Source organism: Desulfosarcina sp. (assembly GCF_041551955.1).
GTDB lineage: Bacteria > Desulfobacterota > Desulfobacteria > Desulfobacterales > Desulfosarcinaceae > Desulfosarcina.
This window is the reverse complement of the sequence record NZ_JBFELV010000131.1, coordinates 1-11752: the sequence shown is the minus strand read 5'-3', so window position 1 is coordinate 11752 and position 11752 is coordinate 1. Positions and strand designations below refer to the sequence as shown.

At 57.7% G+C, this 11752-nt stretch carries 10 protein-coding genes and 1 pseudogene; 6 read left to right on the top strand and 5 right to left on the bottom strand.

Annotated features, from left to right (window positions below; genetic code table 11):
• From ABYV26_RS11840 to ABYV26_RS11825, 4 genes and pseudogenes are all read left to right on the top strand, one after another.
• Window positions 1-807, top strand: an 807-nt coding sequence (locus ABYV26_RS11840; protein WP_372681236.1) for an aldehyde ferredoxin oxidoreductase C-terminal domain-containing protein, incomplete at its 5' end; no start/stop codon positions are given.
• An 11-nt stretch (window positions 808-818) separates the two neighbouring features.
• Window positions 819-2255 carry a trimethylamine methyltransferase family protein gene (locus ABYV26_RS11835; protein WP_372681235.1) on the top strand — a complete coding sequence of 479 codons (1437 nt, stop codon included), beginning with the start codon at window positions 819-821 and terminating at the stop codon, window positions 2253-2255.
• Window positions 2256-2444: 189 nt separating this feature from the next.
• A complete protein-coding gene (locus ABYV26_RS11830) occupies window positions 2445-3914 on the top strand; it encodes a trimethylamine methyltransferase family protein (RefSeq protein WP_372681234.1) in 1470 nt (489 codons plus the stop codon).
• Between the two features lie 9 nt (window positions 3915-3923).
• Window positions 3924-4142: pseudogene (locus ABYV26_RS11825) on the top strand (hypothetical protein); the annotation flags it as partial.
• Here ABYV26_RS11825 and ABYV26_RS11820 read toward each other — a convergent pair.
• On the bottom strand, window positions 4062-4919 hold the full coding sequence (locus tag ABYV26_RS11820; protein ID WP_372681233.1) for a methylated-DNA--[protein]-cysteine S-methyltransferase: 858 nt from the start codon (window positions 4917-4919) through the stop codon (window positions 4062-4064). The pseudogene ABYV26_RS11825 and the gene ABYV26_RS11820 sit on opposite strands and share 81 nt — an antisense overlap.
• Before the next feature lie 165 nt (window positions 4920-5084).
• On the opposite strand from ABYV26_RS11820, the gene ABYV26_RS11815 reads away from it, so the two are divergent.
• A complete protein-coding gene (locus tag ABYV26_RS11815; protein WP_372681231.1) occupies window positions 5085-6056 on the top strand; it encodes a DMT family transporter in 972 nt (323 codons plus the stop codon).
• Window positions 6057-6118: 62 nt separating this feature from the next.
• Window positions 6119-8101 carry a molybdopterin-dependent oxidoreductase gene (locus ABYV26_RS11810; protein WP_372681229.1) on the top strand — a complete coding sequence of 661 codons (1983 nt, stop codon included), beginning with the start codon at window positions 6119-6121 and terminating at the stop codon, window positions 8099-8101.
• A gap of 86 nt (window positions 8102-8187) precedes the next feature.
• Here the strand turns inward: ABYV26_RS11810 and ABYV26_RS11805 are convergent, their stop codons facing one another.
• From ABYV26_RS11805 to groES, 4 genes are all read right to left on the bottom strand, one after another.
• Window positions 8188-8544: a DUF1304 domain-containing protein gene (locus ABYV26_RS11805; protein WP_372681228.1), complete on the bottom strand. Its 357-nt coding sequence runs from the start codon at window positions 8542-8544 to the stop codon at window positions 8188-8190.
• 40 nt (window positions 8545-8584) lie between these two features.
• Window positions 8585-8929 (bottom strand): hypothetical protein, encoded by a 345-nt coding sequence (locus ABYV26_RS11800; protein WP_372681227.1) that lies wholly within the window; start codon window positions 8927-8929, stop codon window positions 8585-8587.
• 171 nt (window positions 8930-9100) lie between these two features.
• Window positions 9101-10723, bottom strand: a complete 1623-nt coding sequence (gene groL, locus ABYV26_RS11795) for a chaperonin GroEL (protein ID WP_372681225.1) — start codon at window positions 10721-10723, stop codon at window positions 9101-9103.
• A 17-nt stretch (window positions 10724-10740) separates the two neighbouring features.
• Window positions 10741-11028 carry a co-chaperone GroES gene (gene groES / locus ABYV26_RS11790; RefSeq protein ID WP_372681223.1) on the bottom strand — a complete coding sequence of 96 codons (288 nt, stop codon included), beginning with the start codon at window positions 11026-11028 and terminating at the stop codon, window positions 10741-10743.
• Window positions 11029-11752: the final 724 nt, after the last annotated feature.

The following is an 11752-nucleotide window of genomic DNA, read 5'->3' as shown; positions in this document are numbered from 1 at the left end:
GGAGTCCACGAGATGAAAACCAATGTACTACGTCGTCGACTGTCTCAAGGCCAGCCGGTATACGGAACTATGGTACAAGAAGTGAGAAACCCCTCGGTGGGGCAGATTCTGGCCCAGGGGGTTCGCCGGGCCGCAGCAATTATCGGCAAGGATGCCCACCACTATGCCGCCCATGTGAAAGGACTGGAACTGACCGCCTACCATCCGGCGGGCATATTGGGCAGCGCGCTGGGGTATGCCATATCCAGCCGGGGGGGCGACTACAACAATGTGTATTCCTCATTGGAGCATCGCTGGACGGCGCAAAAGGGAGCTGATGCATTCGGATCTGCGGAATCGGTGGACACCAAACGGCCGTCGGGCAAAGGTCGGTTGGTTCGTCGGGCCGCGTTGGTGAACATCATCGTGGACAGCCTGGGCCTCTGCAAGGTGCCCACCTTGTCGCTTTTAGGCACCTTCGATCTGGAAAACGAAGCCGTCCTCGCCTCGGCGATCACCGGCCTCTCCCTGTGCGCCGAGGATCTGTTTCGCATCGGAGACCGTGTGGCCGCCATGGAGCGCCTGTTCAATCTCAAGCATGCGCCTGATATGGACGACGATTGGCTTCCGGAGATGTTTTTCCGTGAAGGGGACACGGCCCTGACACCGGCGATCTTACAACAGATGCTGTCAGAGTTTTACACTGCCATGGGCTGGGACAGAAATGGACGCCCATTGAAAACGACACTGGCCGCGCTGGGCATCGACGCCGAGGAAGCCACATCGTCAAGCGTTCAACCGGCAGCGGTATCGCAACCTGCCAAATAGGAAAATCGACTATGAACCTGGAAGCCAATGCCTTTGCACCCACGCTGACCTTTCTATCGGAAACGGACAAGGAAAAAATTTACCACGCGGCCCTTGCGGTGCTGGAACACACCGGCATGAGCTTGCAGCACGACGGCGCCGTGAAACTGCTCAAGGACGCCGGATGCCGGCAGGATGCGGACGGTTTGATCACCATTCCCACCGTGCTGGTGGAAAAAGCGGTGGACAGTGCACCGGCCAACATTCCCATGTTCAACCGGGAGGGCGAGCATGTAATGGATCTTGGGGGACGGCGGGCCTATTTCGGCACCGGCTCCGACCTCATGTACCACGTGGACGGCAAGACCCTGGCGCGGACGCATACCCGCCTGGAACACATCGCCCGGGCGGCCCGGGTTTGCGACGCCCTGACCAACATCGATTTCATCATGTCTTTTGCCCATCCCCACGACATCGACGCCAAGCGATCCTACGTGGAAAGCTTTGCCGCCATGGCGGCCAACTCCATTAAGCCCATCGTCAACACGGCGGACAGCCGCGACGACCTGTCGGCCATGTGGGAGATATCCAAAATTCTCAGGGGCGGCGAACCCCAGCTGCGTGAAAGGCCCTACTGGGTCCAGTATGCCGAGCCCATCAGCCCGCTCAAACACCCTTTCAAGAGTATCGACAAGCTGATTTTCTGTGCCGAAACGGGCATGCCGGTGATCTACTCCCCGGCTCCCATCGCCGGCTCCACCGCACCCATGACCGTCGCCGGCCACGTGGTTCAGGGCCTGGCAGAATGTTTTTTCGGTCTGGTCGTCCACCAGCTTACCGCGCCCGGCGCGCCCTTTCTCATGGGTATGGGGGCCGCTGTGCTGGACATGGCCACCAGCCAGTGCTCCTACAACGCGCCCGAATATCTCATGGCCTATATGGGCATGGTGGAGATGAGCCACTACTTCGACATCCCCAACTGGGGTTATGCCGGTACCAGCGATGCCCAAATACCCGACGGCCAGGCCACATACGAGGCCGGTCTGCTCACGTACCTGTCCACCGCCGCCGGTTCCAATCTCAACCACGACGTGGGCTACTTAGATTTCGGCCTGACCGGCAGCCTGGAGATGATTGTGATTATGGATGAGGTGATCGACCAAATCCGCCGGATTCAGAAGGGCATTGTCGTCGACGACGATCATCTGGCCGTGGCGGTCATCGGCCAGGGGGGGCGGCAGGGGCAATTTCTCACCCAACCCCACACCCTCAAACATGTTCGCAGCACGCAATGGCGTCCCCGGTTGTTTTGTCGGAACAGCTATGAGGGCTGGTCGGCGGAAGGTAAAACCAGCCTTTTGGACCGTGCCCATGAGCGCTTGAACCGGATTTTAAAAACGCACACGGCAACACCCATGGACCCGAAGATGGCCGGCGCCATCGAGGCGGTTGTTTCCGGCTATCAATAATGATCGCTTAGAAAGCTGGATTTCCGACGGTTTCGCAAAAAGCCCGAGATCAAGGCTTGCGAATTCTGAGGAATACCGCTATTGCGGGTGCCGTAGGCAGGGTACTTATGGTACTCAGCAATGACGAAGAATGAAGCGTAACGCAGATATCGGGTTTTTTACGAAACCGTTAAATAATGGAGGCAAACGGTGATTCAAACCTCACGGACCCAAACCCGCAGCGTTGAGATGCGGGTCCTGACCGAAGACCAGGTCTGGGAAATTCGCCAGGCCGCTTTCGAAGTGATCGAAAAATCGGGGTTCAAATGCCTTCACGCGGGTGCTAGGCGGATGCTGGCCGGCGCCGGCGCCATTGTCAAGGACGAACGGGTGAAGATTCCCCGCTACATCGTCGAAGGCTGCCTGGCGACGGTTCCCAAAGGGTGGACCATTTATGACCGATGCGGCCGCCGGGCCATGGAGGTGGAGGGGCGCAAAAGTCACTACAGCACATCGACGGCCAGTCCCAATACCAAGGATGCCCTTACTGGCGAGTACCATGAAACGCGGGTCGAGGATATCGCCATCGGCGCCCGGGTGGCCGACGCCCTGCCCAACATCGACTTTGTTATGCCCATGGGTTCTTCTCAGGACGTCAACGGATCCGTGGCTGACCTGTACGAGTTTGAAGCGGTGGTCAGCAACACGATCAAGCCCATGGTCTTCATCGGATACACCCCCTTGGGATGCGACTATGTTTTTGAAATGGCAGCGGTGGTTGCCGGCGGGGCCGATCGGCTGAGAGAGCGCCCATTCGTGCTGCTCTATCCGGAGGCCATTTCGCCGTTTGTGTTTCCCCAGGAGGTGGTGGAGCGCATCTTTATCGCGGCCGACCGGTTCATGCCCCAGGTGCCCGGATCCACGGCTCAGCCCGGTGCCACGTCACCCATGACCCTGGCCGGCACCGTGGTCCAGATCACCGCTGAATCCCTGATCCATATCGTCCTGGCCCAATTGCGCAATCCCGGCTGCCCGGTGTGCATGAGCGGCAACGTCGGCATCCTGGACATGGCCACCGCCCTGATGGCCTTCGGCGCGCCCGAAGGGAGCCTGGGATTGGCGGCCCAGGCCCAGGTGGCCCAGTCATTCGGCCTGCCGACATGGGGCCTGGCCGGCGCCACCGATGCCAAGCGTCTGGATGCCCAGTCCGGCATCGAGAGCACCTTCGCCATTTTCAGCCAGGCCCTGGCGGGTCTGAACCTGATCCACGACGTGGGCTACATGGCCAGCGGCATGGCCTGCTCCTGCGAGCAGCTGGTCATGGGCAACGAAATCATCGGCATGACCAAGCGCTTCATCGAAGGCATCACCGTGAATGCGGACACCCTGGCCCGCGACGTGATCGACGCCGTGGGGCCCGGAGGCAATTTCCTGGCCCAGCGACACACAGTGGATCATTTGCGCAAGGAGCTTTGGCAGGCTAGGTTGTTGAACCGGCAGCCTATCGCCACCTGGCAGGCGGCCGGCCAGCCGACCATGGAGGATCGTGTCCGCGAGGAGGTGCGCAGGATCGTGGAGACCCACCAGCCCGAACCCCTGGCCGGCAAGATTCTCGATGAGGTGCAGCGGTTGAAACGGGAAGGCGAGAAGGAGATCCTGGCCCGGATAAATAAAGACTGATTTTGTGAAGAACCCATCCCCTTCGGCAGGCTGATGGCCATGCCGGAGGCGGCGTTATGCGCAGCCTGCACGATCCGGCCGAGTAATGGCCGATCCCTTTTCCCAGCTTCGAACATCGTCATCATCTGCGCGCTTTTCACAATGAGGCTATCCTGCCCCGGCGGCTTCCCACCCCACCATGGCTTTCTTTCTGACCGTTCCCCATCGGTATCGATGAATCAATCCTGATTTGGCGATGACGCGGTGGCAGGGGATCAGGTATGCGACTGGGTTGCTGGCGATGGTGTTGGCAACAGCCCTGAACGCCCTGGGCTGTCCTATATACCCGGCCATATCCTGATAGGTGACGAAGCTGCCTGCAGGCACTGCTATCAGCGCCCGCCAGACGTTGATCTGGAAGTTGGTCCCTTTGAGCTGCAGGTGAAGCGGACGCGATCCATCTGCGGGTTCAGGATTGAATATGCGGCCGGCAATCAGGCGGATATCGGTTCGGCTTTCAACCCGCACCGCACCCGGCCAGGCCGCGTCAAGCTGCGACAGGGCATCGGCCCGGTTGCTGCCGTCCACGAATCCCAGATGGCAGATTCCCCTTTCCGTTCGGGCAATCAGGCAGTCGCCGAACGGAGACGGGCTGAACCCGTAGCGGATCTCCAGTCCCGCGCCCATCCGTTTGAATTCTCCCGGTGTCATCGCATCGAAGGTGACGAACAGATCGTGCAGGCGAGCCGGCCCCGACAGACCGGCGGCCAGCGCGGCATCCAGAAGGCTCCTGGATTCGGCCAGTTTCTGTTTGGTGTAGTCCAGAGTCAGGGTGCCGAGGAATTGGATCGGGCTGATTCCCGCCCAGCGTTTAAACAGCCTGTCAAAATGAAATCGGCTGAGGTTTACATGCGCTGCGATTTGATCCAGGGTCGGCCGGGACCTGAAGTTCTCCTCGATGAAACGGATGGCCTTTTCGATGCGCCGGTAGTCCTCGGATTGTTGTGAATAGTCGATCGGGTTCATTTTTGCCTCCATCAGCGTGATGGGGCCATTCTAACGGAGACAACGCCGGATAGCCACCCGAATCTTGCTTTCAATTCCAGCAATATTCGGGTCGCCAAGCGACGAGTAAACGGGTATAAGTGGCCTGAACCATTCGATCCGAAATCGTAAAGAGGCATGCAAAGTATGAAATCAATTAGCACCGCCGTCGATTCAGGTGATACGCTGGCGAAGCAGGCCCACTCCACGGATGTGAACGCCATCATGGGCGTCAGGGAATGGGGACTGATCCTGATTTTGTCCGTTATCTGGGGCGGTTCCTTTTTTTTTGTGGGCGTCGCCGTAAAAGAGATGACGCCGCTGACCATTGTGCTGTGCCGCGTGGGTTTCGCGTCGATGATTCTTTTGGCCGTCGTATGGTTGACCGGAAAAAAAATGCCCATATCCGCCGGCGTGTGGGGGGCGTTTTTCGTTCTAGGGGCCCTGAACAATGTGATTCCATTCAGCCTGATCGTCTGGGGGCAGACCCATATCGACAGCAGTCTGGCCTCGATCCTGAACGCCACCACACCGATTTTCAGCGTGGTTCTCGCCCACCTGCTGACGCGCGAGGAGCGCCTCACAACCAACCGCATGGCCGGAGTGCTGGTCGGCTGGTTCGGCGTGGTGGTGCTGATCGGCATCGAGTCGTTGGGTGGGTTTGGCATCCAGGCGCTGGGCCAACTGGCTGTCGTCGGTGCCTCCGTTTCATATGCATGCGCCGCTATCTACGGCCGCCGCTTCAAGTCCATGGACCCGGTGGTCGTGTCCGCGGGCATGCTGTGCGGTTCGACGGTCATGATGCTGCCCACGGCCCTGATCGTCGAGCAGCCGTGGCACCTGGCACCCGGCGCCGCCACCTGGGCGGCGCTGTTCGGGCTGTCCGCGGTCAGCACCGCTTTGGCTTACATTATCTATTTTCGTGTTCTTGCCGTTGCCGGGGCCACCAACATACTGCTGGTCACCTTCCTGATCCCGGCCAGTGCCATCTTTTTAGGGGTCATGGTGTTGGGAGAGCGGCCCGGGTGGAATGCCTTCGGCGGAATGGCGCTGATCTTCATGGGGTTGATCGCGATCGACGGCCGGTTGATCAAGGGGTTCAGGCGCCGAATAGGATGATAAGGGAAACTTGATTGGCAGATGCTTGCATCCGGACACCCCCCTGCAGAAAGGCCATCCCATTGAAAACCATCAAGACCGTATGCCACCGTGACTGCCCGGACACCTGTTTCATGGATGTCTCCGTGAACCGGGGGAAACTCATTGCGACCCGGGGCAGCACCCTGAACCCGGCAACCCGGGGATTCCTCTGCCCAAGGGGAAAAGGCGACCCCCGGCGCGTGTATAGCAATAATCGGGTGCTGTATCCGCATGTGAAATCTAAAGCCGGCGAGCCGGAGCCCTTTGCCCGTGTCTCCTGGGACGCTGCCCTGTCGCTGGTTGCAGATCGGATTCAAGCCGTCACCGCCACCCACGGCAGTGAATCCCTGTTGCTTTACGACTATGCGGGGAACACCGGGTTTCTGGCCTGGCATTTCGCCAAGCGGCTTTGGTCCGCCCTGGGGGCGACAACCACGGACTATGCCCTGTGCAGCAGTTCTGGTCACACCGGCATCGGTCTGCATTACGGGCTGAGTTACGGTCTTCAGTTGACGGACATGGCCGCGTCGACGGTCATCCTGTTCTGGGGCAACAATGCCAAGGTGAGTGCGTCGCACATATGGGCCATGGCCAGAGAGGCCAGGAAGGACCGGGGGGCCATTATCGTCAGTGTCGATCCGCGCCAAAGCCCCACAGCCGAGGCGGCCGACATCTGGGTCCAGCCCCGGCCCGGTAGCGATGTTGCCCTGTGCTACGGCATCGCCCGGTACCTGATCGAAAATGACGGCGTCGACCAGGGGTTCGTCGACAAATGGACCACAGGTTTTCCGGCATATGCTCGAACGGCCATGGAGTGGACGCCGCAGCGGGTCGAACAGGCAAGCGGTGTTCCCGGGCATGTCGTCGCACAGATCGCCGAGCTGCTGATGACCCATCGGCCGGCGGCATTCATGATCGGATTCGGCCTTCAAAAGTCCATGCAGGGCGCGGAGGCAGCCAGGGCCGTGGCATTGCTGCCGGCATTGCTGGGGCTTCACCGGGGATTTCAATACAGCAATGCTAAAGCACATGAGATTGACTGGCCGACGATCAACGGTCGGCGGATGTCAGGGCATCGGGGCAAGGTGGTGGGCCAGACCGGCATCGGTCGCCGGTTGGCGGCCGGTGAATTCAAATTCGTTTATGTTTTCGGGTCGAACCCGGCCATGACGCTTCCCGACCAGACCGCCGTGCGGAATGGCCTGGATCGTGAGGATGTGTTCGTGGCGGTGCATGACACCCACTGGTCGGAAACCGCCTCCCGCGCCGATGTGGTTCTGCCGGCGCCCACCTTCCTGGAGAAGCGGGACGTCGCGATTTCCGACCACCATCCCTACAGCCGACTGTCGGAGCAAGCCATCGCGCCGCTGGGGGACAGCTGGCATGAAATCCAGGTGATGCAGCGGCTCGCCGAACGGCTGGGCCTGACTGCCGACTGGCTTTACGAAGATCCGTGGGAGGCCCTGGAGAAGACACTTGGGCATACCTTCCGGGAAGGCGGGGTGAAGCAACTCCTTGCCGGTGAGGTCCTTGAAGTGAAACGTCGGCCAAACGATGCATATCAAACACCTTCGGGAAAAATCGAGTTGGCGGCGACGGTGTCGCATGCCGGGTCGACACCGCTGCCGGTCCAACACTCGCTCCCGCTTGAAGAATCCTGGATGGTCCTGCTTAACAGTTCGGTGGCCAATTACACGCACAGCCAGTTCACGGACGTGTTCGGCCCCATTCCCCCGGTCGTCTGGGTTCACCCGGATGACGCCGCCAATCGGTCTATCGAGGAAAATGACGTGGTGGCGGTGTCCAATGAACTGGCTTTGGTCACCGTCCGCGCGAAAGTGACCGACAGGATTCTGCCGGGCACCCTATGGGCACCGCGCCCGTTGACCGGTTTGAACGGTGTGCCGCTGAATTCGCTGGTCCCCGGCGTTTCTCAAGGCATCGGCGGCGGCCCCATTTTCAATTCCGCAATCGTGAAAGTCGAGGCGGCGCAGAGGCTTCCCGAATGCGATGAACCGCGATAGCAAGCGCATACCCCGTCCCCTGCGGCGGGGTATGGGAGCGAACCGAATTCGATATTCAATGACCGGGGTAAGGCTTGGCCAAGCGCTCAGGACAGGAAGACGGCAAGCAGTCCGATGGCCGCAGGGATGGCCTGGATATAGAGAATTTTTCGACCGGCAGTTGCTGCGCCATACACACCCGCAACCAGGACACAGCCAAGGAAGAACATCTTCACACCGGCACCGTCGCTGCCGAGGCTCAACCCCCAGATGAGGCCGGCAGCCAGGAAGCCGTTGTACAGCCCCTGGTTGGCGGCTAACCCTTTTGAGGATGTAGCGGCTTCCTGTGACAGGCCGAACGCGCGAAGTCCGGCCGGTTTGTCCCAGAGGAACATTTCAAGCACGAGGATGTAAACGTGCACGATTGCGATGAGACCGACAACGATATTGGCGATGGTGGACACAAAGGCTCCCTACATGGTTAGGATAGGTTAGATTCGATTCTTATCGAAGTGCTCCAAACTCATTGATATCCAACTGAAATGATTTTTCATCAGTTAGTGTTAACTTATTGTTGCTGTCGTAGATGTATGTCAGGTCTGTAAGTGTAACATCTTTGGGAATGATATTAACCCAATACCCACTACTTGATAAGTCCATAATCGTAACTCGTGGGCTAGGCTTTTTGATGAAGGTGTTTCTGCTTTTGTCAAACACCATGAAGTAACCTTCAATTCGCGCAATTGAATCATTGGCAGCCTTGATTTCCCCTATGAAATGGCGTCTCAAATCGGTTTCAAAAGTTCTTCTAACAACGACGTGCACTTTTTCGCTAATTGCAATGAGCATTATTTTTCTCCATAAAATGTGTTCGCCTTAGATTAGTTAATCATCGCAATACGATGAGCAACCGCGTTTGTTTTTCAAGCAATCGAGCAGGAATGGCCAAAAAAACAAAACCTGCCCGATCGCTGGACCATCAGGCAGGTTTTGTCCATATTTCCCCAAAAGCGATGCGGATTAATACATGTCATCGCCCATTGGCGGCATTGCCGGCGCTTTTTTCTTCTCGGGCCTGTCGGCAATCATAGCTTCGGTGGTCAGCATGAGGCCGGCCACGGACACCGCGTTTTGCAGGGCGAAGCGCACGACCTTGGTCGGGTCGAGTACGCCGGATGCCAGCAGGTTCTCAAATTGTTCAGTGGCGGCGTTGAAGCCGTAGTCGTCCTTGCCTTCCAGGACCTTGTTGATGACCACCGAGCCTTCCAGGCCGGCGTTGCAGACGATCTGGCGCATGGGTTCCATAAGGGCGCGCTTTAAAATGGCCACGCCGTTCTTCTCCTCCCCCTTGGCCTGAACCTTCTCAAGGGCGGCTATGCAGCGGATCAAGGCAACGCCGCCGCCAGGGACAACACCTTCCTCAACGGCGGCACGGGTGGCGTTCAGCGCGTCTTCCAGGCGCGCTTTCTTCTCTTTCATTTCTGTCTCGGTTGCCGCGCCGATACTGACCACGGCCACACCGCCGATCAGTTTGGCCAGCCGTTCTTGGAGCTTTTCACGGTCATAGTCAGAGGTGGTCTCCTCGATTTGTGCGCGGATTTGGCGCACCCGGCCTTCGATGGCAGACTTAGCGCCGGTGCCGTCGATGATGGTGGTATTGTCTTTGTCGATTTTAGCGGTGCGGCATTTTCCCAAGTCGGTCAGGGTGATGTTTTCCAGCTTGATGCCCAGATCTTCCGAGATGACCTGGCCGCCGGTGAGGATGGCGATATCCTCGAGTATGGCCTTGCGGCGATCACCGAAACCGGGGGCCTTGACGGCGGCAACCTTCAAGGTGCCTCTCAGCTTGTTGACGATCAATGCCGCCAGGGCCTCGCCGTCCACATCCTCGGCGATGATCAGAAGGGGTTTGCCGGAACGGGCCACCGATTCCAGCAGGGGGATCATATCCTTCATGTTGGAAATTTTCTTTTCATTGATCAAGATGAAGGGCTCCTCCAGTTCGACAACCATTTTTTCGGCATTGGTGACGAAATAGGGGGAGATATACCCCCGATCGAACTGCATGCCTTCGACGATGTCCAGGGTGGTTTCCATGCCCTTGGCTTCTTCAACGGTAATGACGCCCTCTTTGCCGACTTTCTCCATGGCTTCGGAGATTAGCTTGCCCACGGTTTCGTCGTTATTGGCGGAGATACTGCCCACCTGCTCGATCTCCTTGCGGTCCTTGGTGGGTTTGGACTGCTTTTTAAGTGCATCGACAACAGCGACCGCGCCAAGGTCGATGCCGCGCTTGATGGACATGGGGTCGACGCCGGCGGCCACCAACTTCTGGCCTTCGGTGTAAATGGCCTGGGCCAGCACGGTCGCGGTGGTGGTGCCGTCGCCGGCCGCATCGCTGGTCTTGCTGGCCACTTCCTTGACCATCTGTGCACCCATGTTTTCGAACTTATCCGTCAGTTCGATCTCCTTGGCTACGGTTACACCGTCTTTGGTTACCAGGGGCGAACCGAAGGATTTGTTCAACACCACGTTGTTGCCCTTGGGGCCAAGCGTTACCTTCACCGCATTGGCCAGCGTGTTGACGCCTTTGAGCATCGACGCACGAGCACTCGCACCATAGATAATTTTTTTTGCAGACATCAGTATATCCTCCCCCATTATTCGATTACACCAAGTATATCGTCTTCACGCATGAACAGGTGCTCGACACCATCGATTTTAATTTCAGTGCCCGCATATTTTGAAAAGAGCACCCGTTCGCCCCTTTTCAACTCCATGGGCACCCGCTTGCCTTTTTCATCCAGCTTGCCGGGGCCGGCAGCGATCACTTTGCCCTCCATGGGTTTTTCTTTGGCTGTGTCCGGAATGATGATGCCCCCGGCGGTTTTCTTTTCTTCTTCTACACGAACTACCAGCACTCTGTCATTAAGTGGTTTGACCTTCATTTTTTTCTCCTTGTCACTGACTTTTTTCGCTATTATCTGAGAACCCGGCGGGAGGGTGGGTCGCACATACCGGTAACCGTGGAAACGGCAATCGAATCCACCCGCCCGCCTTAACTTGTAGCGGATGAAAGCAGGGTGCCGCCTGTTACAGATATGGCAAATTTAAAGCGAAAATGAGCGTTGTCAAGCGCGGTTAGAATAATTTTATTGATTGTTATAACAAGTGGTTGAAAGATTTTTCCATCGGCGGGTGCCGTATATGCAGATGGCCGGTGATTAGACTGTCGGAATTAAGCCGGGTTTCCTGAAAAAAATGCTCGCCTTATTCTCAGGCAGGTATTTTCCCATACCATCAGTCTTGCCCACGAAAGGCGGCCAAGGGAATTTCTTCAATTGGCCATCACTATAATTGGACGCTTGACGGCAGCTTTTCTTTAGGTATCTCAAAGATAAGGACCTGGGTTCAGGGCAAGGCATGCAACGGCGAAAAAGCGCTGCAACCATGTAGGTTGTGAGCATTTTTTCGCCGTTGCACAACGCTGCCCCATGGACACATAGACGATTAATGAGAACGGTTCTAATGAATGTCGATACTGTTGGCGCCTTTATCATAAGACCCTGAATAGAGAATCAGGTCTGGCAGGTCGTCAAGAGAACTCCAGTCCTTTACGGCGATCCCTTTCAGATGCGCCATTTCGGGATTGTAGATCCTGAATTCACTAGC